Below are 23,788 nucleotides of genomic sequence, written 5' to 3'. Positions count from 1 at the left end.
GGCGACCTGGGGTTTGCTGCTGCCCCGGCCGAGCGACCGGGCCCGGGCCGGTCCGGGGCCCATACGGGGGGGACCGGCCCCCGTTGACCAGGTCAACCGTCCCGGACCCTTGACTCATCAAGCGGTAGTGGCGATTCTCGTCGCACACTTTGCGAGGTCATGACAACACGACCGAGCGACCCGCCGACCGAGGGACGTGGGCTGTGACCAGTTCCGGACGCCCGTACCGCCGACGCAAGAACCTCACCGTTGTGTCGCTCCTCCTGCTCGTGCTGTCGATCACGCTCGGCCCCACCCCGAGCGCGGCGGCCGGAAGCGACTGGTGGGAGCCGACCGCACGGCCTGCGCCGGACTCCCGGATCAACGTCACGGGCGAGCCCTTCACCGGCACGAACGCGCAGGGCGAGGTGCGCGGCTTCGTCGACGCACACGACCACATCTTCTCCAACGAGGCCTTCGGCGGCCGTCTGATCTGCGGGAAGCCGTTCTCCGAGCAGGGCGTGGCCGACGCGCTCAAGGACTGCCCGGAGCACTACCCCGACGGCTCGCTCGCGATCTTCGACTTCATCACCAACGGCGGCGACGGCAAGCACGACCCGAACGGCTGGCCCACCTTCAAGGACTGGCCCGCGCACGACTCGCTGACCCACCAGCAGAACTACTACGCCTGGATCGAGCGGGCCTGGCGCGGCGGCCAGCGGGTGCTCGTCAACGACCTCGTCACCAACGGCGTGATCTGCTCCGTCTACTTCTTCAAGGACCGCTCCTGCGACGAGATGACGTCCATCCGGCTCCAGGCCAGGCTGACGTACGACATGCAGGCCTACGTCGACAAGATGTACGGCGGGCCCGGCAAGGGCTGGTTCCGGGTCGTCACCGACAGCGCGCAGGCCCGCGAGGTCATCGAGCAGGGCAAGCTGGCCGTCGTCATGGGCGTCGAGACCTCCGAGCCGTTCGGCTGCAAGCAGGTCCTCGACATCGCGCAGTGCAGCAAGGCGGACATCGACAAGGGGCTCGACGAGCTCCACGCGCTGGGCGTGCGCAGCATGTTCCTGTGCCACAAGTTCGACAACGCCCTGTGCGGGGTGCGGTTCGACTCGGGCACGCTCGGCACGGCCATCAACGTCGGACAGTTCCTGTCGACCGGCACCTACTGGAAGACCGAGACGTGCAAGGGCCCGCAGCACGACAACCCCATCGGCAACGCGGCGGCGCCGGCGGCCGAGAAGAAGCTCCCGGCGGGTGAGGAGGTCCCCACGTACAGCGCCGACGCGCAGTGCAACGTGCGGGGGCTCACCGATCTCGGCGAGTACGCCGTGCGCGGCATGATGAAGCGCGGCATGATGCTGGAGATCGACCACATGAGCGTCAAGGCCACCGGCCGGGTGCTCGACATCTTCGAGGCCGAGTCCTACCCCGGCGTGCTGTCCTCGCACAGCTGGATGGACATGGACTGGACCGAGCGGGTCTACGGCCTCGGCGGCTTCATCGCCCAGTACATGCACGGCTCCGAGGGGTTCATCGCGGAGGCGGAGCGCACCGAGGCGCTGCGCGACAAGTACGGCGTGGGCTACGGCTACGGCACCGACATGAACGGCGTCGGCGGCTGGCCGGGACCGCGCGGGGCGGACGCGCCGAACAAGGTCACCTACCCGTTCAAGAGCGTCGACGGCGGCTCGGTCATCGACCGGCAGACCACCGGCGAGCGCACCTGGGACCTGAACACCGACGGCGCCGCCCACTACGGCCTCGTCCCGGACTGGATCGAGGACATCCGCCGCGTCGGCGGGCAGGACACGGTCGACGACCTGTTCCGGGGCGCGGAGTCCTACCTCGACACCTGGGCGGCGTCAGAGAACCACGAGGCGGGGGTCAACCTGGCGGCCGGTTCCGCCGCGTCGGCCAGTTCCTCGGAGTGGAGCCTGTTCACGAGCTACAAGCCGCACCGGGCCGTCGACGGCGACCGCGGCACCCGCTGGGCCAGCGACTGGAGCGACGACCAGTGGCTCCAGGTCGACCTCGGCTCCGCCCGGACCGTGGGGCGGGTCACCCTCGACTGGGAGCGCGCGTACGCGAAGGCGTACCGGATCGAGCTCTCCGGCGACGGCACGACCTGGCGGACCGCATGGTCCACGACCGCCGGAGACGGCGGCCTGGACACCGCGCGCTTCGCCGGCACCCCGGCCAGGTACGTCCGCGTCCACGGCCTGGAACGCGGCACCGACTGGGGCTACTCCCTCCACGAGGTCGGCGTCCACAGCCGCTGACACCCACGAGAGGGGCTCCATGGCACGGTTGCCGTCCGCCGAGCGGCGGCGACAGCTCACCGAAGCGGCGATCCGGGCGATGGCCCGGGACGGCGTCCCCAGGACGACGACCCGGTCCATCGCCGCGGAAGCGGGCGTCTCGCTGAGCGTCTTCCACTACTGCTTCGACTCCAAGCAGCAGCTGGTCGAGTCCGTCATCACCACCATCACCGGGCACTACGTGGCGGTGGTGAAGGAGGCCATCCGGCCCCGGGCCACCCTGGAGGAGACCGTCCGGGCCGGCTTCCAGGCGTACTGGGACCACGTCCGCACCCACCCCGACGAGCACATGCTCACCTACGAGCTCACGCAGTACGCACTGCGCAGCCCCGGTTTCGAACACCTGGCACGCCGTCAGTACGAGCTGTACGCCGAGACGTACACCGAGCTCATCGACCAGCTGCGCGGGACCATGGGGCTGCGGCTGCGCGTGCCCGTCCCCGTGCTGGCCCGTTACCTGGCGGCCATGACCGACGGGCTGACGCTCAACTACCTCGTGCTCGGCGACGACGCGGCCTGGACGGCCGTCCTCGACACGGTCACCGCGCACGTCGCCGGGCTGGTGCAGGAGAACTGACGGGATCCTCCCCCGAATTCGTTGTCATGGGAACGGCCCTGAGGGGCATTCGAACAAAACAAGTCGAAAGTGAGGAGAGTGCGGCCCGTTCGGTCCGTGCCATCGACAACTGGGAGTTTTCCATGGCGAGTTACGGCGGTTCCTCTGCCGCGTCCTCCGGTTCGCGCACCAACGGCCTGGCGATCGCGAGCCTGTGCTGCGGCATCATCGGCCTGTTCTTCCTGAACATCATCCTGGGCCCGCTGGCCATCGTCTTCGGTGCCGTCGCCCGCCGGCAGGCGTCGGTCAAGAACGGTGCCGGAATGGCGAAGGCCGGCATCATCCTCGGCGTCGTCGACGTGGTCCTGTGGCTCGTGCTCCTGGCCATAGCCAGCAGCAACGGCGGCTTCAGCTGGTACGTCGGCGGCTAGCGTCCGTCGCGGTCCTCTTGCGGGCGCGGTAGGCGGCGGCCTTGATCTTGTTGCCGCAGGAGTCCATCCCGCACCACTGGCGCCGCATGCCCCGCGAGCGGTCGATGTAGGTGCGGGTGCACTCCGGGTTCTCGCACTCCTTGAGCAGAGGCACGTCCGGGCCGCTCAGGAGCTCGACGGCGTGCCGCGCCACCAGGGAGAGGGCCTCGTCCGGAGTCGCCTGCGTCCAGCGCCCGGACGGGGTGAGCTGGGGCACGGCGGGCGGCGTGCGGGCGGCGTTGTTCACGACGGTCAGCGCCGCCCCGTCGTACCCCTCACCGAGCCGGCGGGCGGTGACCAGCAGGTAGACCGCCTCCCGCACGGCCCTCGCCCGCTCGACGTCGGCCTCCTGGCCCGGGGAGACAGCGTCGACCAGGCCGGACTCCACGTACCAGGCGTTCAGCCGGTCCGGCGTCACGAACATCTCGAAGCGCACCGAACGGCGGGCCCGGAGCGTGGCGGCGAAGTCGAGCGCCGGGTTTCCGCAGACGAAGACGTGGTCGAGGTTCACGTCACCATTCTGACCGGTGACCACACCCTCGGCAAGCCTCAGAGGTGACCGGCGTCGACGACGGCCTGCGCGAAGGCCGCCGGGGCCTCCTGGGGCACGTTGTGGCCGATGCCGGGCAGAGTGCGGTGCGCGAGGCTCAGCCGTCAGCGGTAGTTGTGGACCACGATGGCCGCGTAGTCGGGGTTGTCGAAGGCCTCGGCGGTGCGCTCGAACGTCGCGTCGTCGAAGTCCCAGGTCGGGAGACGGTGTCCCGGACGAGCCGGGTCAGGTCGTGGCGCAGGGTCTTGTCCTCCATGGCGAGCCGGCCCCGCTCGGTGGCGAAGTAGTACTGCTACCAGGCGGGGCCGAGTTCGGCGTAGCCGACATCCAGGACCCCGGCCCTGATCTGCTTGACCGGCGGGAACGGGGCGGCTGCGCCGGGGGCGGTGACGGTAGCGGGGGCGGCGGGTACGGCCGCCGCGGGGGCCGCGGGGGACGTGCCCTGCGGCACGGTCAGCCACCGCTTGAACAGGTGACGCACGACAAGGGAGAGCAGTCCGAAGAAGCTGGGCGGTGCCGGTGGCGCCACCGATCCCGATCCCCTACTCCAGGCCACGCGCGGTGACATCCCGGTCACCGTCACGGCCGTGGCCGGCTGACCACCTCTCGCAGTGCCCCGTCAGGAGTCGTACGGTCCGTCGCCGGTCGCGGCGTCGGGCCGGACGTGGCCGGGGGCCAGGCGGCGGTAGGCGGCCCGGGCGTGGACGAGACGGGCCAGGGCCGTGCCGATGAGGGTGGCGGTGAGGAGGCAGGCCAGCCAGGTGGTGTCGCGGTGGCCTGCCCAGGTGAGGACGCCGGCGGGCGGTATGGCGAAGCCGTTGAGGAACAGCCAGCACAGCAGGGCCGTGCCGGGGGCGGCTGTGAAGCGGGCGCACAGGCCCAGCAGGGCGGCCAGCAAGGACAGTGCGGGCAGGGCCAGTTCGGTCCGGTCCGGCCCGACGACGGTGTTGAGGAGCGCCACCAGCACCAGTGCCCCGACGCCGGCCCCCGCCCAGACCAGCGGCGTGGCCACGGGCTGGGGGACGGGCCTGGCTCCGGTGCCCAAGGGCTTCCACTCGATCATGCTGGCGCTTCCTTCCGGTCCACCTGGACGGAATTCTCCCCCGGTCTCCCCCGCCGGTCCCCGGGGTGCTCGTCAGGGTCCCACCACGGCCCCCTTCGGGAAACAGCCGATCCGGACAGCCGCGGTCGACGAGGTTACCGAGACGATCACCCCGTTCGGCTGACCGGACTGCCGCACTTGGCGGGCACCGGGGCCGGGCGGGGGCGGCGGTGGGTGGCGCGGCGGGCCAGGGGTTCGGTCCAGCGGGCCGCCAGGGGGCCGAGGATGACCAGGATCAGGACGTAGGCGGTGGCCAGCGGTCCGATGCGGGGTTCGGCGCCGACCGCGAGACCGGCGATGACGATGGAGAACTCGCCGCGTGCGACCAGCGTGCCGCCCGCGCGCCAGCGGCCCCGGGGCGAGATCCCGGCCCGGCGGGACGCCCAGTAGCCGGTGGCGATCTTCGTCAGGGTGGTGACGGCGGCCAGGGCGAGCGCGGGCAGCAGTACGGGCGGGATGGCGGCCGGGTCGGTGTGCAGCCCGAAGAAGACGAAGAACACCGCGGCGAACAGGTCCCGCAGCGGGGTGAGGAGGCTGCTGGCCCCCTCGGCGACCTCGCCGGACAGGGCGATGCCGACGAGGAACGCGCCGACGGCCGCGGAGACGTGCAGCTGCTGCGCGAGCCCGGCGACGAGCAGGGTCAGACCGAGGACGGCCAGCAGGAGCATCTCGGCGTTGTCCGAGGACACGGCCCGGCTGACCAGGCGGCCGTGCCGCAGCGCCACGTAGAGGACGGCCCCCACGGTGCCGAGGGAGATCAGCAGCGTGACCGCGCCGCCCGCGAGCCCCGCCCCGGCCAGCAGGGCGGTGAGGATCGGCAGGTAGACCGCCATGGCCAGGTCCTCCAGGACCAGCACGCCGAGGATGACCGGCGTCTCGCGGTTGCCGAGCCGGCGCAGATCACCGAGCACCTTCGCGATGACCCCGGACGAGGAGATCCAGGTGACCCCGGCCAGGGCGACGGCGGCGACCGGCCCCCAGCCCAGCAGGAGCGCCATGGCGGCTCCGGGGGCTGCGTTGAGGACGAAGTCCACTGCTCCGGAGGGGTATTGGGTCTTCAGTGTGGTGACGAGTTCGGAGGCGCTGTACTCCAGGCCGAGCAGGAGCAGCAGGAGTATGACGCCTATCTCGGCGCCGGTGGCGACGAACTCCTCGCTGGCCCGCAGCGGCAGGATGCCGCCCTGGCCGAAGGCGAGTCCGGCCAGCAGGTACAGGGGTATGGGCGAGAAGCCCACGCGTCCGGCGAAGCGTCCCAGGAGCCCCAGGGCGAGGATGATCGCCCCGAGTTCGATGAGCATGGCGGTGGTGTCGTGCACGGGCGTCTGACCTCCGTTGATCGGGTCTGCGGCGTCTGTGCCGGCGGGCGTGAACGCCCTGGGTGCGGCTCGGTGAGCGGTGGAACGGTGCGTGAGCTCGTGTGTCCACACGCGGGACGCGCCTCCGCCCCCGCACATCAGGAGACAGGCGTGAGGAGACAAGCGTGAGGAGACAGGCGGGAGGCGCCGGGCATCGGCCGTCACGCCTCAGGCAGCACGCCTCAGGCAGCACGCGTCGCGCGTCAGAAAGAGAGGAGACCGCTCACGCGGAGCGGTCGATATCAGGGACGCCGTCACGGGCGGCGTTGTGGACGCGGACAGGCACTACTCGCCCCATGTCACGCCCCCCTCACGCCGGCCCGGAAAGCCGGGCGGCCCCTGTCGACGAACCGAGCGGCCGACGCGCCTGTGCGCGGCACCGCTCAACCGAGCGTAAGAGCTCGGTAAAGGATCGTAGCGCACGTCAACCGTGCGTGATCGCAGGGGAGTTCAGAAGGGCTGCGCGCCCGCTGCCTGCCGCACGGCGCGCGGGGACGCGCCGAGTTCCTTGCGGCAGGTCTTGTTGAACGCCTGGAGGTCGGGGATCCCGACCGTCGCCGCGACGGCCGGGATCGCCAGCGTCGAGGCGATGAGCAGGTGGCGGGCGCGCTCCATGCGGCGGCGCCGGACCCAGCCGACGACCGTGTGCCCGGTGTCCTCGCGGAACAGCCGGGTCAGGTGCGTGTGCGACACCCCGGCGGCCCGGGCGATCCCGGGGACGCTCAGCGAGTCGGCCAGGTGCTCCTCGATATGGGCCATGGCCGCCCGCAGCGCCGGGTGCCGGGACCCGGAGGGCGTCTCGGCGGCCTCGGCCAGACCGGTCGTGCGCCACAGCGCCGTCCACAGTTCCGCGGAGGCCCGGGCCGGGGACTGCGCGCACGCCGCGATCGTCTGGCGCAGCAGCGCGCTCAGCGCCGCCGCCTCCGCGCCGGCGTCCTGCATCGCCGGGAGCCGGCGCCGCTCCCCGTCACCCGGCAGCCGGAAGTGTGCGTACAGGTGCTCGCAGCGCGGGGCGTCGTAGTGGAAATGCACCTCCGTGCCGGGCGGCACGAGGCTGAGGTGGCCGGGGCGGATCGGGTGCCGCGCGCCGCCGAACTCCAGGGTGCCGGAGTAGCCGTAGAGGTGGAGCTGCCACAGGTGCGGGAGGCGGAAGACCTCGTGCGGGCCGGCGGAGCCGTGCACGCCCACGCCCGCGTGGACCAGGTCCGGCGGCAGGTCGAGGGGCAGTTCCACGAGGGTCGGCATGGTGGAAAATTACCAGTGGTTGCCGATTACACCCCACGACAGCAAGCCTCCGCGCTCCTACGGTTGCGTCATGCCAACCACGAAACAGCTGTTGAGCTCCGTCGAGGTGGCGCGGTTCACCGCCCACGGTTTCCTGCGCCTCGACGGCGTCGTGCCCCGGGAGATGAACGAGGAGGCGCTCGGTGTCTTCACCGCCGGGGCGCTGCCCGCCGTGCCGTACGGAACTCCGGTGCCGGCGGCCTTCCCGGAGGGTTCCTTCACCCGACGGCTCCTCGAACTGCCTGCCGTGGCAGGCGCGTTGGAGAGCCTGGTGGGTCCGGACCCGGCCGTCGACCACCACTTCGTCCACACCCGCCCGCCCCATGAGGGCAGCGCGCAGCCGTTGCACGCCGACGCCCTCATCGATGTGCGGGCCGACGCCTTCGACGTGCAGCTCATGTACTACCCGCAGGAGGTCACCGCCGGCATGGGCGGCACGCTCGTCGTCCCGGGCAGCCATCTGCGCCGCACCAACGAGTCCGACACCGGCCGCTACCAGAACCTGCGCGGCCAGACCCGGCTGACCTGCCCGGCCGGCACCGTGCTGCTGCTGCACCACGGCATCTGGCACGGCGGACGGCGCAACGACAGCGACACCGTCCGCCACATGTACAAGATCCGCTTCAATCCGACCGTGCCGCAGGTGCGGCTGTGGGACACGCGGGACGTGGACTTCCCAGCCGTCCGCGAGGAGTTGCGGCGCACCTTCCCCTGGTACGAGCAGGCCACCGCCCGGCTGGAGATCCACAACCGGATCCTGCTGTGGCGCTCCCTGACCGCCGACCCCGGCTTCGACATCGACCACTGGGCGACCCGCATCTCCAACCGGCCCGCCGCGCACGCCGCACCGAGGAGCACCGCATGACCACCACCCGGCAGCAGGTCCTCGTCCTCTACCTCGACACCTCCGCCCTCGACTCCAAGGTCGTCGGATGGGCCCGCTACGACGGCACGGCCTCGACCCGTCCGACGACCGGCGACAGCGACGAACCCCCGTACGAGACGGGGGTCGGCGCCCTGGAGGACGGCTGGCGGCTCTTCCAGGCGGCGCAGCTCGTGCCGCCGTATCCGGGGGCGGAGCACGCGACGTCGTTCCTCAAGCACGAGTTCTTCTTCGAGAAGCTCGTGTCTCAGTGAGGACGGCCGCCGGAGTGCGCTTCGGCGGTGGCCTTCAGGTCGCGCAGCCACGACACGATCCGTGCACGCCGGACGCGGAGTGAAAGCGGGCAACCAGGACACCCAACACCGTTCGGGACGTCCGGCTGAGCATGAGTCCTGGAAACAGGACTCACTCCCGCTCAGTCCTCAGGAACGGTTGGTTCGTTCCGCCGTGTGCCGGTGATCAGACGAAGGCGCTCTCACCGGTGATCGACTTGCCGACGATCAGGGTGTTCATCTCGCGGGTGCCCTCGAAGGAGTAGATCGCCTCGGCGTCGGCGAAGAAGCGGGCGATGTCGTGGTCCAGCAGGATGCCGTTGCCGCCGAAGATCTCGCGGCTCCAGGCCACGACCTCCCGCATCCGGGAGGTGACGAACGCCTTGGCCAGGGAGGAGTGTTCGTCGCGGAAGATGCCGGCGTCCTGGAGCCGGGCGAGCTGCACCAGCATCCCCCAGGAGGCGGTGATGTTGCCGAGGCTCTTGACCAGCAGGTCCTGCACCAGCTGAAAGCCGCCGATCGGGCGGCCGAACTGGCGGCGCTCCCGGGCGTAGTCCAGGGCCAGTTCGTAGGCGCCGATCATGACACCGAGCGCCTGCCAGGCCACACCCGCACGGGTGGCGCGCAGGATCTCGGCGACATCGCGGAAGGAGTTGATGTTCTGCAGCCGGTCGGCCTCCGGCACCCGGACGTCGGTCAGGGTGATCTCGGCGTTCTCCACGACCCGGAAGGCGATCTTGTTCTCGATCTTCACGGGGTCGAAGCCGGGCGTGCCCTTCTCGACGACGAAGCCCTTGACGTGGTTGTCGTCGACGTCCCGCGCCCACACCACGACGTAGTCGGCGAAGGTGGCGTTGCCGATCCACTTCTTGGCGCCGTTCAGAACCCACGTGTCGCCCTCCCGCCGGGCGGTGGTGCGCATGCCGCCCGCTACGTCGGAGCCGCCGAGCGGCTCGGTCATGGCGAACGCGCCGATCTTGTCCATCGCGGCCATCGCCGGGAGCCAGCGGTCGCGCTGCTCCTGGTCGCCGCCGGACTCGACGGAGTACATCGCCAGGCCGTTGTGGACGCCGAAGAAGGTGGACACCGATGCGTCGGTGCGGGCCATCTCCATGGCCATCGTGCCGCTGAGCAGGTTGCTGACGGCGGGCCGGTGCTCGCCGTAGCCCTCGTAGGGCAGGCCGGCGAGGCCGCTCTCGCGGAACAGGCCGATGAGCTCCGTCGGGAACTCGCCCTTGGCCCAGTTGTCGTTGACCAGCGGCTTGACCTCGTCGCGCATGAAGGCGCGGGCCTTGAGGAGGAGCCCCCGCTCGTCGTCCGGCAGCAGGGCCTCGTAGGCGTAGAAGTCGGCGGTCAGCTGGTCCTGAAGCGGTTCCATGGTGGTGGTCATCTCAGTTCTCCTCCTTGTCCGCGCTGTCCAGGGCGGCCAGGACAGCGAGTTGCCTGCGGTCGCGCGTCCCGGTGAGTTCCGAGTACGTGGAGGAGCCGTAGGCCTTTTCCACGGCTTCGATGAGCCGTTCCTGTGCTTGCTCTTCTTCCTCGTTCTGCGACGGGGTGCCGAGGCCCGCGTCCGTCCGCCGCATCGACGTGCCGATGTGCTCGACCAGGTGCCGGTAGCCGCCGGGGCCGCCGCCCAGGTGCGCGCCGAGGAACGGCCCGACGGTGGCCCAGCGCAGGCCCAGCGAGTTGATCACGACCTTGTCGAGGTCCTCAGGAGTGACCACACCCTCCTGGACGAGGTACGCGGCTTCGCGGCTGAGGGCGTTCTGCAGGCGGTTGCCGACGAAGCCGGGGATCTCCTTGCGCTCGACGACCGGGGTGCGGCCGACCGAGGTGTAGAAGTCCACCGCGTTCAGCACGGCGTCCTCGCCGGTGCGTATCCCGGGGACGACCTCGACGAGCGGGACCAGGTGCGGCGGGTTGAAGGGGTGGCCGATCAGCACCCGGGCGGCGTCCTCGTCGGACAGCTCCCCGGTGAAGGCGCTCGACGGGATCGCGGAGGAGGAGCTGAGCAGCAGGGTGTGGTCCGGGGCCTCGCGGGCGAGGGTGGCGAACAGGTCCTTCTTGAACTCCACCCGCTCGGGGCCGTTCTCCTGGACGACGTCGGCGTCCCGGACGGCCTCGGTGACGTCGGCGGCGAGGTGCACGCGGTCGGCGAGGCCGGTCACGTCCAGGCCGCGGGCGGCCAGATGCGGGGCGTACGTCGCCAGGGCCTCGTCCACGGCCTCGGCGAGGTCGGGGCGCGGGTCGGTCACCCGGACGGTCAGACCGTGCGTGGCGAACAGCGTCGCCCAGGACAGTCCGATGGTCCCGGCGCCGATCACCGCGGCGGTGCGGAAGGCGCGGGTCATGACGCGGCTCCCTTCAGGTAGTCGTGGACCGGCTCGACGCCTGCCAGCGTCAGGTCGGTGAGGATGTGGCTGGCGGAGACGACCTCCAGCACCGGCAGGTCGGCCAGCGGGGCGAGCACGTGCTGGAACAGCTGGAGCCGGGCGGGGCCGGTCCAGGCCTCCTTGACGGTGACGTCGGTGATGCGGGTGCGGACGAGTTCCTGCACGCGCGGCAGCCCGTCGTAGCCGGGGATCGTCTTGAGCATGAAGGTCGGCACGGTGATCTGTGCCTCGGCCTCGGTCCGGTCCAGCTCGTGCTGCTTGTAGCCCATGGTCGCGGTGGCGACCCGCAGGCTGCCGTGGTCGAGGGTGCCGACGAGCGCGCCGGAGTCGACGTACAGCGCCGGGGAGCCGATGACCTTCGGGTAGGCGGAGACCTCGCGCCCGGAGGCGGTCGCCGGGAAGTTGTCCAGGTGCATCGTGTGCAGGTACTCGCCCCGCTCGCCCTCGAAGCCGACGGGGATCGCCTGGCCGGCCTCGGTGTAGGGGCCGTATCCGCTGACGTCGCCCATCTTCATGACCTCGAACCGGACCAGCGGCTCGTCGATCCTCAGGGGTTCGGGGACGACGGCCCGCAGGGCGTCCGGGTCGGTGCGGTAGACGACGTTGAGGTACTCGCGGTCGGTGAACCGCGGCACCATCGGCGGGTACGCCGGGCCGGTGAGGGGGGTGGTGACGTGCTGCCGTACGTCCGCGGCCTTCATGTCCGGCTCACCGCCCGGTCCAGCGCGCGGGGCGGCGCTCGGCGAAGGCGGTCATGCCCTCGCGGACGTCGTCCGAGGCCATCAGGGTCTTCATCTCGCTGCGCTGGAACGCGAAGGCCTCCTGGTCGGACGCTCCTTCGGCGGCGCGGACGACGTGCTTGACGGCCGCGAGGGCCAACGGGGCGTTCTCCGCGACCCGTTCGGCCAGCCGGAGCGCCTCGGCGACGGCCTGCCCCTTCGCGCTGACCCGGTTGGCCAGGCCCAGTTCGCCGGCCCGGCGGCCGTCGACGGGCTCGCCGGTCAGCAGGAACTCCATCGCGAGGTGGTGCGGGATGCGTCCGGGCAGCCGGATCACGCCGCCGCCCGCGGCGATCAGGCCGCGCTTGACCTCGGGCAGGCCGAACCGGGCGTCCTCGGCGGCGACGATCAGGTCGCAGGCCAGGGCCAGTTCGAAGCCGCCGCCCATGGCGAAGCCCTCCACGGCGGCGATGAGGGGCTTGTCCGGCCGGGACTCGGTCAGGCCGCCGAAGCCGCGGCCCTCGATCTCGGGCGACTCGCCGCGCAGGGCGGCCTTGAGGTCCATGCCGGCGCTGAACGTGCCGCCCTCGCCGGTCAGGACGCCGGCCCGCAGGGCGGGGTCGGCCTCCAGCTCGTCGAGGGCGGCGGCCAGCGCGGTGGCGGTCGCCGCGTTCACGGCGTTGCGGGCCTCGGGACGGTCCAGGGTGATCAGCAGGGTGGAGCCGATGCGTTCGGTGCGTACGACGGGAGGGGTGGGGTTGCTCATGACGGTCCTCCTGTGGTGATCAGCGGGTGGTGGCGTCGAGTTCGGCGAGGACGTCCTCGGTGTCCTGGCCGGCGATCGGCGCGAGACGGCGGATCGAGCCTGGGGTGGCGGAGAAGCGCAGCGGGATGCCGATGGTGCGGACCGTGCCCTCGGTGGGGTGCTCGGCGGTGTCGAGCAGGCGGCCGTCCCGGACGTAGGGGTCGTCGTGGGCGCGGTCGAGTTCCAGCACCGGGGCCATCGGGATGCTGTGCTTGGCGCATACCTCCGCCCACTCCTCGGTGGTCAGCGCCGGGGCGCAGGTCTCCAGGAGCGCGGCCAGGTCCTCGTGGTCGGCGCTGTCGATGGCGTCGCCGTTCACACGTGGGTCCTCGGCGAGGTCCGGGCGTCCGGCGGCGGTGAAGAAGTCCCGGTAGTTGTGCGGGTTGTACGGCATGACACACGCCAGGCCGTCCTTGGTGCGCACGGCCTTGTGGCCCTTCAGCATCGACAGCGAGAAGCCGGTGGGGCCGGTCTCGGGCACGTGGGTGTGGCCCGCGAGGTGCTCGACCAGGTTGAACGCGATCAGGGTGTCCGTCATCGGGATCTCGATGAGCTGGCCCTGGCCGGTGTTGTTCCGGTGCAGCAGGGCGGCCAGCACGCTGTAGGCGATGGTCAGCGAGGAGACCTTGTCGCCGATGATCGTCGGCAGGTAGACGGGCTCGCCGAGGGCCCGGTCGGCGATGTCGACCAGGCCGGAGGCGGCCTGCACGGTCTCGTCGTACGCGGCGTTCCCGGCCCGGTCCGAGTCGCTGCGAAAGCCCTGGGCGTGCGCGTAGACGAGGCCGGGGTTGCGGGCGGCGATGTCGTCGTAGGACAGGCCGAGGCGGTGCAGGGCGCCGGGGCGCATGTTGGTGATCAGGACGTCCGCGGTGTCGATCAGCCGCAGTGCGCGCTCGCGGTCGGTGTCGTCCTTGAGGTTGAGGGCGACGCTGCGCTTGTTGCGGTTGACGTTGAGGTTCAGCGGGGTCATGCCCGGGGTCGTGCGGTAGTGGCCGTTGCGCACGGTGTCGGACGGCGACTCGATCTTGATCACGTCCGCGCCCAGGTCGCCGAGGATCTGGGCGGCGTAGGGGCCCATCACCACGGTCGAGAGGTCGATCACGCGGACGCCCTCCAGCGGGCCGGCGACGGTGTCGGTGCTGTCCGTCATCGGTTTCTTCACTCCTTCGCTCGCCATATGTGTGTATCTGGAAACTAAGTTAGCGCGGAGATTCTCCGAATGGAAACGAATGGTGTGACTGAATAACGCAAAGCGGTATGACCGCAGTGGTCATACCGCTTTGCGTGGAGATTTTATGGCGATTATGAGTGGAGCGGCTCGGCGAAGACCTCGCGGGCCGCCGCCACGACTTCTTGCAGTTCACCGCCGTTCGCCCGGTCCTTGCGCCAGATCAGCCCGGTCTCCAGACGAGGATGGAAATCAGAGAAGGGAAGGACAGTGACATTGTCGAGACGGTAATTCTGCACGGGACTTCTGGAATCCAGCATGGAAATGGAGAACGCCAGACCGCTGGAGACTATTTCGGAGATCCCCTCGAAGGTGGCGCTGCCCAGTTCGATGCGCTTCTTGATGCCGAGTTCGGCGAGCTGCTGGTCGAGGCCGCGGAAGTAGGCGTTCGTCACCGCCGTCGGGGAGCCCGCGTAGGCGAGTTCCGCCAGTTCCGCGAGGGCGACGGACTCGCGCCCGGCGAACCGGTCCCGGGGCACGACCGCGCCGAGCCGCTCGGACATCACCGGCATCTGCTCCAGCGCCGGGTCGCCCCCGGCCGGGAGCCGGGCCAGGGTCAGCGCCAGCCTGCCGTCGCACACGGCGTCGACGAGCCGGTCGGTGCCGCCGGGCCAGCGTTTGATCTCGAACCGGTCCCCGACCCGCTCGGCCAGGGCGTCCATCCGTTCCCGCAGGTCGGGATGGACGCCGGTGGGCACGCCGAGCAGCACGGTGGTGCGCTGCGGCCGGGCCGTCTCGTCCAGCCGCCATTTGATGGAGTCGACCTGCTCCAGCACCCCACGGGCGATCGGCAGCAGCGCGCTGCCGGCCGCGGTGAGCCGTACGTGGTGGGTGTCCCGGTCGAACAGCCGGTGCCCGACCTCGTTCTCGAGATCCTTGATCCGCCGGCTCAACGGGGAGGCCGCCATGTGCAGTTTGCGGGCGGCGGTGGAGAAGTTCAGCTCTTGGGCGACAGCGAGGAAATAGCGCAGGTGCAGGAGCTCCACGGGATTCACCCTAACCGCTGTGACCACCGGATCTCGCCGCCCTCGTCACCCGGGGGATTCGGAGATCCTGACCGGTGGCGGCAGGAGTTTCCGGGCGGGAGCCGGATGCCACCGGGCCGCACCCGTGCCGTCCCGCAGGACGCGCCCGAAGGCCTGGTCGCCGAAGTGGAAGGCGAACGCGTGGGTGTGCGGCAGCAGGAGGCGGGCCAGGAGGGTCCGGCGGGCCTTCAGGACCGCGCCGGTGTCCGTGTCGGGGCCTGAGGGCCACTGCGGGTGGGCCAGCTGGGCGGGAGTGTGGAACGCGTCGCCGAAGACCAGGACCTGCCGTCCGCCGGAGGCGGCGATCACGTAGGTGGTGTGTCCGGGGCTGTGGCCCGGAGTGACCAGCGCGATGACGCCGGGCCAGATCTCCGCGCCGTCGCCGAACGTCCGCAGCACCCTCGACATCGGCACCATGAATCCGTCCCAGGAGGGGGCACCGGTCTCGATCTCGCGCCGCCAGAAGGGCTCCCATTCGGCGGCGGCCACCAGGTAGTCGGCGCACGGGAAGGCCTTGCGCGGTGCCCGCTCGCCGTCCGTGCGGAAGCCCAGGCCGGTGTGGTCGGTGTGCAGGTGGGTGAAGGCCACGGTGTCGACGGACTCCGGGGGCACCCGGAGCCGGCGCAGGGTGTGCGGCAACGCGCCCGCTCGGGAGACGCCGAGGGACGGGGAGAGCACGTTGGCGCCGAGTCCCGTGTCGATCAGCAGCCGCCGCCCGCCCCGTTCGACGAGCAGCCCGCCCGCGGAGGCAGCGATCCGGCCGGACCGGGTCAGCGCCTCGGGGTGGTCCCGCCAGTAGGCGGCAGGGACGGCCGGGAGGAAGCCCGTGGGGTCCAGCTCCATCGCGCCGTCGACGACATAGGTGAGCCGGGTGTCTCCGACGGTGAGGGTACGGACCGCCGACTGGTCGTTCAGCGCACCGGGGCTGCTGGAGACGGGGTGGCCCGTAGCTGCGTGGACGCTTTCCGAGGACGCGGCGCACGCAGCCGCGACCGCCGTGCCGCGCAGGAGCGCGCGACGGGAGATACCGGGGGGACGAGGGTCGGTCATGAGCCTTTCCTGTTACGGCGGTCAGGGCGCCAGCAACGCTGCCGGGTTGAGTGCGGTGACGGCACGTACCTGGCGGGGCGTCAGCTGCGCCTGCTCGAACCAGCTTTCGCCGAGCGACAGCCATGTGGCGGGGTCCGGCTGGTCCGGCTGCCCGAGGTCGGAGCTGAACACCACCCGGGGGTGGGCCCGTACGACGTCTCCCAGATGCCCGGCGTCACGGTGCCCCAGGAGCAGCGTCAGGGCGGTGATCTCGACGTACACCCCCGGCACGTCGGCGAGCCGGGTGAGGTCGGCGGGGGTGAGGCCGGTCATCGGATGCGTGGCGTGGGTCAGCAGCACCCGGGGCAGGTCCAGCCGGGCCGCCTCGTCGACCACGCGCAGGGTCTCCTCCCGGTCGCAGTGGCCCGTCGCCAGGACGACCGGGAGGTCCCGGGCCGCCCGGAGCACCTCGCGCACAGGACGCCGGAGCTGTCCGGTGCCGTCCAGGACCCGCTCGCCGCGCCATCGTTCGGTGTCCAGCAGCGGGTGGAAGGCCTGCCGGTGCAGCCGGGAGGGATGGGCCGGGCCGACGAGGGTGGGCAGGTGCACGACCAGCCGGGCTGGACTGTCCTGGCCGTGGGTGTAGACGGCCTGTTCCACCACCCGGGGGTGCACGCCTCCGGCGAGATCGTTGAGGACGACGGTGCCTGAGACGGGCAGCCCCTCCTGACGGGCCTCCCACGCGCTCGCCGCGGTGCAGCCCAGGTGGCTCTTGATGACCACCCAGCCGTCGATCCCGGCGTAGGCCCGGCCGGCGCCGCCGGTGGTGAGACGGCGCCGGTACAGGTCGGGGCCCGCGTGGTAGTGGACGTCCACCACCCGCCGCGCGAGGTCACGCATCGGCGGTCCGCCGCGCCGGGCCCTCCCACGGCCTCGCGTAGCCGAACCTCTTGCGGGCCTCGTCCAGCCGCAGGCCGGTGCCCACCGCCTCGGCGATCGCCGTCTCGGTCCGCTCGACGCGTTCGGCCCGGCCGGCGACCTCGGCGGCGTGCGCCGCGGGCACGACGAGTACGCCGTTGTCGTCGGCGACCACGACGTCGCCGGGACGCACGGTCACGCCGCCGACGGTGATCTCCCGTCCGGTCGCGGCGAGTTCGACGCGGTTCTTGCCGCTGACCATCGTGGCGCCGGTGCTGAACAGGGGGTATCCGGCGGCCCGGATCTCGGCGATGTCACGGGCAGAGCCGTGCACCGCGGTGCCGCGCACGCCGCGGCCGCGGGCCACGGAGGTGAGCAGCGACCCCCAGTTGGTGCAGTCCGTGCTGCCGGCGTTGTCGACGACGACGAACGCGCCCTCGGGTACGTCGTCCAGATAGTTCGCCGCGTTCCGGAAGCCCTGGCCGTCGCCGTCCACCGGCCGGTAGGTGACGGTGTACGCCAGGCCGGCCGTACGGGCTCCGGGCACCCGGGCGCTCAGGCCCGCGAGCACACCGCCGATGCCGAGGCTGTCCAGGGCGTCGGAGACGGAGGCGGTGTCGAGACGGGCGAGCCGGTCGACGACTTCCTGGGGGACGAGGGTGCTCTCCGCCGAGGCAGCTGCTCCCTCCGCCAGCCGGCCGGCGACGGCCCGCGCCACCTCCCTGGTCCCCGACGTGCCGCCCAGGTCGTACGTGACGGTCTTGCGGGCGCGGGCGACGGTGCGTACGGCGTTGCGCAGTTCCTCGCCCGGCACGTCGAGGCCGAGGTGGCCGAGCATCTGACCGATCGTGAGGAGCATCGCCATCGGGTTGGCCCGGTCCTTGCCGACCATGCCGGGGGCGCTGCCGTGCACCGGCTCGAAGTAGCTGCCGTGGTCGCCGATGTTGCCGCTCGGGGCGAGACCGAGTCCGCCCATGACACCGGCACCGAGGTCGGAGAGGATGTCGCCGAACATGTTCTCGGCGACCAGGACGCCGAACCGTTCCGGCCTGCGGACCAGCCACAGGGCGACGGCGTCGACGTTGAGGATCTCCGTCTCGACGTCCGGGTGCTCCCGGGCGATCAGTTCGAGGCGCTCGCGCAGCAGGTTGCCGCTGTTGCGCAGGACCATCGGCTTGTCCGCGACCGTGAGCAGGCGCTTGCCGTGCGCCTCGGCGTGGGCGAAGCCGAAGCGGAGCAGCCGGTCGATGCCGTGGCGGGTCTGCAGGCGCAGGGTGAGGCTGGTGTCCTCCGGGCCCGATGCCGCCGCGTTCGGGTGGTGTCGTACGGCGTTCCAGAGCGGCTCGTCGAGGCCGTGGACGTCGATGCCGGCGTACAGGCCCTCCGTGTTCTCGCGGATCACGGTGAAGTCGAACCGGCCGCCGTCCAGGTCGGTGACCGGACGGATGTTGGCGTACAGACCGAGGCGCTGGCGGAGTTGGAGGACCGGTGAGACGTACCGGAGGCCGGTGCCGCGCAGGGACGGGGCGAGTTCGGCCTCCGTCTCCCGCACGGGCTTGCTGGTGATGGCACCCAGGAGGCAGGTGTCGGTCTCCTCGAGCAGCTTCCAGGTGCGCTGCGGGACGGGGTCGCCCTCCTCGCGCCAGCAGTCCCAGCCGATGTCTCCGAACCGGAACTCCAGGGGCAGGTCCAGCTTTTCGACGGCGTCGAGCGCGGCGGAGACGACCTCCGGGCCGATGCCGTCGCCCGGGAGGACGGCGACGCTCTTCTTCGGGGTCGGCTTCATGTCAGTCCCTTCTCCCGCAGGAAGGCGCCGACAAGGGCGGACACTTCAGCGGGCTGATCGAAGTGGGGGCGCATGCCGGCCTCGGCTACGGCATGCACCCTGTGGTGCGGGCCGGCGGCGGTGTGCCGCCGTGTGACGAGCTGCGAACGCCCTCCGACGATGTGCAGCAGGGGGCCGGGGTGCGCCTCGACGGCCGGAGCCAGATCGATACCGCTCAGCAGCCGGAGCCCCCCGTCGAGCCGCTGGGCCGGGGTCTGGTAGGCGGGGCGCGGGAGGCCGGCGGGGACTCCCGTCCGCGCGGCGGGGGTGCCGCCGGGGGCTGCCGGGGCGGCACCGGCAGGCACGGGGCGACCGAGGTCACCCGCCGCGCCGTCGGCCCGCCACGCGGCATCGCCCCCGGCTGCCGTCCGCGCGGCGGTCGCCGTCGAGCGGGGGCCGGTGGACAGAGGTGTGCCGCCCGGCTGGACCCGCTCGTGCAGCAGCGCGAGGGACGCCTCCGTGTGGCCCGTGGCCGCCAGGTCGGCGATTTCGGTGAGGCGGTGTTCCAGGAGCGCGTCCGAGCGGGCCGGGCCCGAGACGAGGAGGGCCGCCGTGCCGGTGGCGACGTACGGGAGGAGTCCCTGGGCCACGGCTCCGCCCAGGGCGTTCCCGCACAGCAGGTCGATGCGGCCGAAGGCGGGGAGCAGGGCCCGCCAGCGGGCGACGAGGTCGTCCAGGGTGCGTACGCGCCCGTCCCGGAGGGCGAGCGTGTCGACCACCGTCACCCGGAGCCCGGCCCCCGCCGCCGTCAGGGTGTCGATGACCGGGGCGAAGAACGCTCCCTCGTCCCAGGCCGGTGTGACGGGGGCGAGGACCAGGGCGTGGGCGTGCGCCGGGCCGGCGGCGGTCCGGGGTGGGTGGACCGCCGTCGGCACAGCAGTTCCGGTGTGGGTCACCGGGCGCCCGCGAGGGTGCGCGCGGTGGCGAGCACCTCTCCGTGCCGGCCGACCAGTTCCTTGCGGTGCTCCACCGGCAGGTCGTACCGGCCCAGCACCAGATCCGGCAGCGGCAGCGAGGGCGAGCCCTCGGGGACGTTCGCGAGGAGCAGGTCCGCCAGCTCCAGCACGGGCTCCAGGTTGAGGCGCGCGGCGGCCTCCGGGTCCGTGCGGTCCAGGTGCGCCAGCCACTGCTCGGCGATGAGGTTGCCCGGGCCCTTGCCCATGCCCTGGATCGAGGAGTCCATCCAGGTCGCGCCGGCGGCCTCGGCACTGATGGCGTTGGACAGGGCGAGCCCCAGGTTGTTGTGCGCGTGCAGCCCGACCGGGCCCCCGGTGACCGACCTGGTCAGGGTGGTCAGGTGTGCGGTGTCCACCGGCGACAGGCTGCCGTTGGAGTCGGCGAGGTAGACGCACTCGGCACCCGCGTCGGTCGCGGCGGCCGCCACCTCGACCACGTCGCGGCCCGGCCACTGGCTGATCCGGGCGAAGTTGACGCCCACCGTGAAGCCGATGTCCCGGGCCTGGCGGATGTAGTCCAGGCCCGGCTCGTAGCCCTTGGCCGGCAGGATGATGCGGACGAGCCGCGCTCCGGCCTGGTACATGGCGGGCAGGTCGTCGCGGGTGATGTTCTTCGGGTGCAGGATCATCGCGACGTGCCGGGGGCCGACCTCCTGGGCCATCGCGGCGATGTAGTCGTCGTCGCCCCGGCCGGTGAGCCCCAGGCCCGGCATGGGGACGAGCGAGCCCTTGCGGTAGGCGATCTCGACCCAGTCGAACCCGGCCTCGACGCTCAGCTTCGCGTGCTTCAGGGCGTAGCCGAGCGGGAAGTCGAAGCCGTTGCGATAGCCGCCGTCGCGGAGGGTGACATCGATGTTGACCATACTCATGGGTCCTCCAGAAAGCTGACGATGAGGGGGTGTCAGGCGGACGGCCGGGCCTGGACCGCGTGGTGCGCGGCGAGCCGTCCGAAAATCAGCGAGCGCAGCACGGACGTGGCCGGCGGGTAGGCCTTGTAGAAGAGGCCGGTGGCCTCACCGGCGGCGTACAGGCCGGGGATGGCCGTGCCGGACGGGGTGACGACGCGGGCGTCGAGGTCGGTGCGGACGCCGCCGTAGGTGAAGCAGATCGCGGCGGTCACCGGGACGCCGATGAACGGCGCGGTGTCCAGGGGCGTGGCCCAGTTGGACTTGGGCGGGGTGAGGCCGACGGTGCTCTTGCCGTCGAGGCGGGTTGGGTCGAACTCTCCTTCCCCGACACCCCCGTTGAACTCGGCGACGGTCTTCGCCAGTCCCTCGGCGTCGATGCCGAGCTTGTCGGCGAGCTCCTCCAGGGTGTCCGCCTGCTCCGGCGGTACGTCGCTGAGCAGCGAGTTCATGATGCCCGGGATGGCGAGGGTCTTGGCGTCGGCGATCCAGTACGCCTCCTGGTCCTGGTTGCGCCAGATCTCGTAGCCGACGTGCTCGAAGGTGTTGTCCCAGGTGTCGCGGCCCTCGTCGAAGAAACGCTGCATACGGCCGTTGACGAAGATGCCGCAGCTGAAGCCGTACAGCACCGCGTCGGCCTTGCTGGTGCGGCGGTCGACCGGCTCGGCGTGGATGCCGTCGAACTGGCCGGCCGTGTCGGCGCCGAGCTCCAGTGCCATGCGCAGGGCGTCACCGCGGTTGTTGGCGATGCCGGGCGCGATCAGCGGCAGGTCGCAGGCGCGGTCGCCGACGTAGCGGGTGAGCATCTCGGTGTTGCCCTGGAAGCCGCCGCAGGCCAGGACCACCGCGCGGCCGGACAGCCGCCGGGTGCGGCCGTCGGGGCCGCGCACCACGACGCCGTCGACGGCACCGTCCTCGGCGGTGGTCAGGCGCAGCGCCTCCGTCTCGTAGTGGATGTCGACGCGGGGGTCCTTCTCCAGGGCCGCGCCGAGGTGTTCGACGATGGAGGCGCCGCCGCCGCGGGGGCTGGCCGGCGGGGTCATGGAGGGGGTACCGCCGTCGAAGGTGTGCGGCAGCGGGAAGTCGGCGTAGTCGATCTCGACGCCGTGCTTCTCCACGAAGGCGAGGGTTTGCGGGGACTCGCGCTCCACCGTGCGGCAGTACTCGACGTCGGCGAGGCCGCCGGAGACGCGGCCGACGTGCTCGGCCCAGTCGGTGTCGAGCCGCCGCCGCTCGTCGACGCGGAGGAAGGCACCGGTCCAGCGGGTGGCGCCGCCGCGTTCGTCCTCGGTGGACCGTTCGAGTATCGCGATCCGGGCGGGCGTGTCGTGCCCTTCGGTGGCCTCGGCGAAGGACAGGGCGGCCGACAGGCCGGCGGCGCCGAATCCGACGACGACGAGGTCGTACGGGACGGGCGTGGACGGGACGGTCATGGTTGCTCCTTGAGGTCGTGCGTGCCGGGTGGCGCGGGTTCAGCGGTTGGGGCTGATGACCCGGCTGGTGCGGTAGAGGCGGTACTTGGCGCCGGTCACGGTCTTCGCGAAGTCCTGGTAGCGGCTGGTGAAGCCGGGGTCGTCGAAGATGGCGTTGAACCGCTTTTCGTCGGTCCAGGCCGCGAGGTTGATCACCGCGTCCCCGTCGACGCTGGTGAGCAGGCGGGAGCCGCGGAATCCGTCGGCGGTGGCCGCGACGTGCTCGACGGCACCGGCGAGGGCGTCGACCGTGGCGGGCGCGTCCTCGGTGGTGGCGACGTTGATGAGCAGGACGCTGTCGTCGGGGACGGCCGCGGTGACGACACCGGGGCTGGCGTTCTTTGCCTCGAAGGCGACCTGGTCGTACGAGGCGATGCCGAGCTTGTGCCACGGGTCGCTCTCGATGAGGTCCCGCACGGTGGCCTCGTCGAGGTCGGCGGTGACGATGACGGCGCCGCCGTCGGGCCGGGGCCCGCTCAGCAGGATCCGTCCCCGGTCGGAGTGGTCCCGCAGCCAGGCCTTGTGCTCGGGCAGGTGCGCGGTGACGGTCTCGCGGGGCTGGAGGTAGGTTAGGGTGAGGACGTGGATCACGGGTTTCTCCGGTGTGAGGAAGGACTGCCCGGCCGGTGGTCGAGGCGGGGCCGTTCAGGGTGATTCGGGTGGGGGCCGGGGCCCGGCCGGAGCGGAGGGGTCAGGGCGTGATGCGCCCGGCCACGCCGCGCAGGATGGACTCGGCCTCGGCGACCGTCTCGCGCACGACGCTCCCCGCCGGCCGGATGTCGTGGACCAGGTCGAGGACCTCACCGGCGAACAGCGCCCGCCGGCTCGTGTCGTCGCGGGCGACCGCCGCGGCCCACTCGGGCTCGATCTCGGCGCGCCGGGCCGCGAGTTCGGCGTCGCGGCCGGTCCAGGTGCGGGTGAAGTCGTTGCTCACCGAGCGCGCCCGGTAGACCTCGTCCCACGGGATGCCGCGCACGACGTCGAAGGCCCGGGTGTCGACGAGGTCCGCCGTGGCCCCGGAGACCAGCGAGGACTTGAAGCCGGGCGTGCCCAACGACTCCTCGGTGACGGCGAAGCGGGTGCCCATCATGACGCCGTCGGCGCCGAGGGCGAGGGCGGCGGCCAGGCCCCGCCCGTCCGCGAAACCGCCCGCGGCGACCACGGGCACCACGCCCTGGGTGATGTCGAGCACGGCCGGGATCAGCGGCAGTGTCGCCTGTGTCTTGTGGTGGCCGCCGGCCTCGGCGCCCTGGGCCACCAGCACGGAGGCACCGGCCTGCAGGGCCACGGCCGCCTGCTCGGGATCGTGCACCTGGACCACGACGTGGGCACCGCTCTCGGCGGCGGAGGCGACGTACCGGCGTACCTGCTCCGGGTCGCCGAACGACAGGGCTACGACCGGCGGGGCGTAGCCGAGCACCTTGTCCCACAGGCCCGGGCGCTCGTCGAAGGTGAACATCACGCAGCCGACGCCCCAGACGCCACCGGCCTGCGCGGCCTGCCCCACGTGTTCGTCGATGAAGGCGGGGTCGCCGTAGCTGACACCGACGAGTCCCAGCCCGCCGGCGCGGGTGACGGCGGTGGTGAGCCGTCCCCCGGACACGGACCCCATGGGCGCGCTGATGACGGGGTGGTCGATGCCGAGCAGTTCCGTCAGCTTGGTGGAGATCACGCTTCTCCCCTGTTTTCCCGGCCGCGGCCGAATGGATCAGGAATGAATCCGACGTCATCGGGA

General features: G+C 71.7%; 24 protein-coding genes and 1 pseudogene. 5 read left to right on the top strand and 20 right to left on the bottom strand.

The features are described from left to right. The first annotated feature begins 203 nt into the window (after positions 1-203). From OO68_RS21630 to OO68_RS21620, 3 genes are all read left to right on the top strand, one after another. Positions 204-2,267 carry a galactose-binding domain-containing protein gene (locus OO68_RS21630; RefSeq protein ID WP_033310064.1) on the top strand — a complete coding sequence of 688 codons (2,064 nt, stop codon included), beginning with the start codon at positions 204-206 and terminating at the stop codon, positions 2,265-2,267. 19 nt (positions 2,268-2,286) lie between these two features. Then, complete coding sequence (locus OO68_RS21625) at positions 2,287-2,883, top strand: TetR/AcrR family transcriptional regulator (protein ID WP_033310063.1); 597 nt, start codon at positions 2,287-2,289, stop codon at positions 2,881-2,883. Positions 2,884-3,005: 122 nt separating this feature from the next. Beyond that, on the top strand, positions 3,006-3,293 hold the full coding sequence (locus OO68_RS21620; RefSeq protein WP_033310062.1) for a DUF4190 domain-containing protein: 288 nt from the start codon (positions 3,006-3,008) through the stop codon (positions 3,291-3,293). On the opposite strand, the gene OO68_RS21615 is transcribed toward OO68_RS21620, so the two are convergent. The 6 genes and pseudogenes from OO68_RS21615 to OO68_RS21590 form a co-directional block, all read right to left on the bottom strand. Then, entirely contained in the window at positions 3,271-3,843 is a 573-nt protein-coding gene (locus tag OO68_RS21615; protein WP_033310440.1) for a CGNR zinc finger domain-containing protein, read from the bottom strand. The genes OO68_RS21620 and OO68_RS21615 overlap by 23 nt on opposite strands. A gap of 38 nt (positions 3,844-3,881) precedes the next feature. Further along, positions 3,882-4,174 (bottom strand): annotated as a pseudogene (locus OO68_RS44255) (alpha/beta hydrolase); the annotation flags it as partial. After that, positions 4,175-4,411 carry a hypothetical protein gene (locus OO68_RS47185; RefSeq protein ID WP_033310060.1) on the bottom strand — a complete coding sequence of 79 codons (237 nt, stop codon included), beginning with the start codon at positions 4,409-4,411 and terminating at the stop codon, positions 4,175-4,177. Positions 4,412-4,501: 90 nt separating this feature from the next. After that, positions 4,502-4,945, bottom strand: a complete 444-nt coding sequence (locus OO68_RS21600) for a hypothetical protein (protein WP_033310059.1) — start codon at positions 4,943-4,945, stop codon at positions 4,502-4,504. Between the two features lie 146 nt (positions 4,946-5,091). Next, positions 5,092-6,300: a cation:proton antiporter gene (locus tag OO68_RS21595; protein WP_033310058.1), complete on the bottom strand. Its 1,209-nt coding sequence runs from the start codon at positions 6,298-6,300 to the stop codon at positions 5,092-5,094. A 489-nt stretch (positions 6,301-6,789) separates the two neighbouring features. Further along, complete coding sequence (locus tag OO68_RS21590) at positions 6,790-7,584, bottom strand: AraC family transcriptional regulator (RefSeq protein ID WP_033310057.1); 795 nt, start codon at positions 7,582-7,584, stop codon at positions 6,790-6,792. A 70-nt stretch (positions 7,585-7,654) separates the two neighbouring features. Between OO68_RS21590 and OO68_RS21585 the strand changes: the two genes are divergently transcribed. Both OO68_RS21585 and OO68_RS21580 read left to right on the top strand, forming a co-directional pair. Next, positions 7,655-8,488: a phytanoyl-CoA dioxygenase family protein gene (locus OO68_RS21585; protein ID WP_209442605.1), complete on the top strand. Its 834-nt coding sequence runs from the start codon at positions 7,655-7,657 to the stop codon at positions 8,486-8,488. Next, positions 8,485-8,760, top strand: coding sequence for a hypothetical protein (locus OO68_RS21580; protein WP_033310056.1), 276 nt, complete (start codon positions 8,485-8,487; stop codon positions 8,758-8,760). Before OO68_RS21585 ends, OO68_RS21580 begins: the two co-directional genes overlap by 4 nt. A 205-nt stretch (positions 8,761-8,965) precedes the next feature. Here the strand turns inward: OO68_RS21580 and OO68_RS21575 are convergent, their stop codons facing one another. From OO68_RS21575 to OO68_RS21505, 14 genes are all read right to left on the bottom strand, one after another. Continuing rightward, positions 8,966-10,168, bottom strand: coding sequence for an acyl-CoA dehydrogenase family protein (locus tag OO68_RS21575; RefSeq protein ID WP_033310055.1), 1,203 nt, complete (start codon positions 10,166-10,168; stop codon positions 8,966-8,968). A gap of 1 nt (position 10,169) precedes the next feature. Beyond that, positions 10,170-11,129, bottom strand: a complete 960-nt coding sequence (locus OO68_RS21570) for a 3-hydroxyacyl-CoA dehydrogenase NAD-binding domain-containing protein (RefSeq protein WP_033310054.1) — start codon at positions 11,127-11,129, stop codon at positions 10,170-10,172. Continuing rightward, positions 11,126-11,872 (bottom strand): acetoacetate decarboxylase, encoded by a 747-nt coding sequence (locus tag OO68_RS21565; RefSeq protein WP_033310053.1) that lies wholly within the window; start codon positions 11,870-11,872, stop codon positions 11,126-11,128. Before OO68_RS21565 ends, OO68_RS21570 begins: the two co-directional genes overlap by 4 nt. A 7-nt stretch (positions 11,873-11,879) precedes the next feature. Further along, positions 11,880-12,656 carry a crotonase/enoyl-CoA hydratase family protein gene (locus tag OO68_RS21560; protein ID WP_033310052.1) on the bottom strand — a complete coding sequence of 259 codons (777 nt, stop codon included), beginning with the start codon at positions 12,654-12,656 and terminating at the stop codon, positions 11,880-11,882. A gap of 19 nt (positions 12,657-12,675) precedes the next feature. After that, positions 12,676-13,845 (bottom strand): CaiB/BaiF CoA transferase family protein, encoded by a 1,170-nt coding sequence (locus OO68_RS21555; RefSeq protein ID WP_033310051.1) that lies wholly within the window; start codon positions 13,843-13,845, stop codon positions 12,676-12,678. A gap of 152 nt (positions 13,846-13,997) precedes the next feature. Continuing rightward, positions 13,998-14,909 carry a LysR family transcriptional regulator gene (locus OO68_RS21550; protein ID WP_033310050.1) on the bottom strand — a complete coding sequence of 304 codons (912 nt, stop codon included), beginning with the start codon at positions 14,907-14,909 and terminating at the stop codon, positions 13,998-14,000. A 45-nt stretch (positions 14,910-14,954) separates the two neighbouring features. Next, positions 14,955-15,998 (bottom strand): MBL fold metallo-hydrolase, encoded by a 1,044-nt coding sequence (locus tag OO68_RS21545; RefSeq protein WP_078625397.1) that lies wholly within the window; start codon positions 15,996-15,998, stop codon positions 14,955-14,957. Between the two features lie 21 nt (positions 15,999-16,019). After that, positions 16,020-16,877 (bottom strand): DUF6282 family protein, encoded by an 858-nt coding sequence (locus OO68_RS21540; RefSeq protein ID WP_033310049.1) that lies wholly within the window; start codon positions 16,875-16,877, stop codon positions 16,020-16,022. After that, positions 16,870-18,681 (bottom strand): isocitrate/isopropylmalate family dehydrogenase, encoded by a 1,812-nt coding sequence (locus OO68_RS47180; protein WP_033310048.1) that lies wholly within the window; start codon positions 18,679-18,681, stop codon positions 16,870-16,872. Before OO68_RS47180 ends, OO68_RS21540 begins: the two co-directional genes overlap by 8 nt. Next, positions 18,678-19,595, bottom strand: a complete 918-nt coding sequence (locus OO68_RS42375; protein ID WP_043458421.1) for an alpha/beta fold hydrolase — start codon at positions 19,593-19,595, stop codon at positions 18,678-18,680. Before OO68_RS42375 ends, OO68_RS47180 begins: the two co-directional genes overlap by 4 nt. Before the next feature lie 17 nt (positions 19,596-19,612). Further along, complete coding sequence (locus OO68_RS21525) at positions 19,613-20,545, bottom strand: hydroxymethylglutaryl-CoA lyase-like TIM-barrel protein (RefSeq protein WP_033310047.1); 933 nt, start codon at positions 20,543-20,545, stop codon at positions 19,613-19,615. A gap of 32 nt (positions 20,546-20,577) precedes the next feature. Further along, the gene (locus OO68_RS21520) at positions 20,578-22,014 is read right to left on the bottom strand and encodes an FAD-binding protein (protein WP_033310046.1); all 1,437 of its coding nucleotides are present in this window, start codon (positions 22,012-22,014) and stop codon (positions 20,578-20,580) included. Positions 22,015-22,053: 39 nt separating this feature from the next. Next, complete coding sequence (locus OO68_RS44245) at positions 22,054-22,644, bottom strand: YciI family protein (RefSeq protein ID WP_051814755.1); 591 nt, start codon at positions 22,642-22,644, stop codon at positions 22,054-22,056. 100 nt (positions 22,645-22,744) lie between these two features. Beyond that, the gene (locus OO68_RS21505; protein ID WP_033310045.1) at positions 22,745-23,725 is read right to left on the bottom strand and encodes an NAD(P)H-dependent flavin oxidoreductase; all 981 of its coding nucleotides are present in this window, start codon (positions 23,723-23,725) and stop codon (positions 22,745-22,747) included. Between the last annotated feature and the right edge of the window lie 63 nt (positions 23,726-23,788).

This window comes from Streptomyces iakyrus (genome assembly GCF_000717055.1).
Lineage (GTDB): Bacteria > Actinomycetota > Actinomycetes > Streptomycetales > Streptomycetaceae > Streptomyces > Streptomyces iakyrus.
Note: the sequence above shows the minus strand (reverse complement) of the source record. Positions and strands in the feature narration are given on the sequence as shown.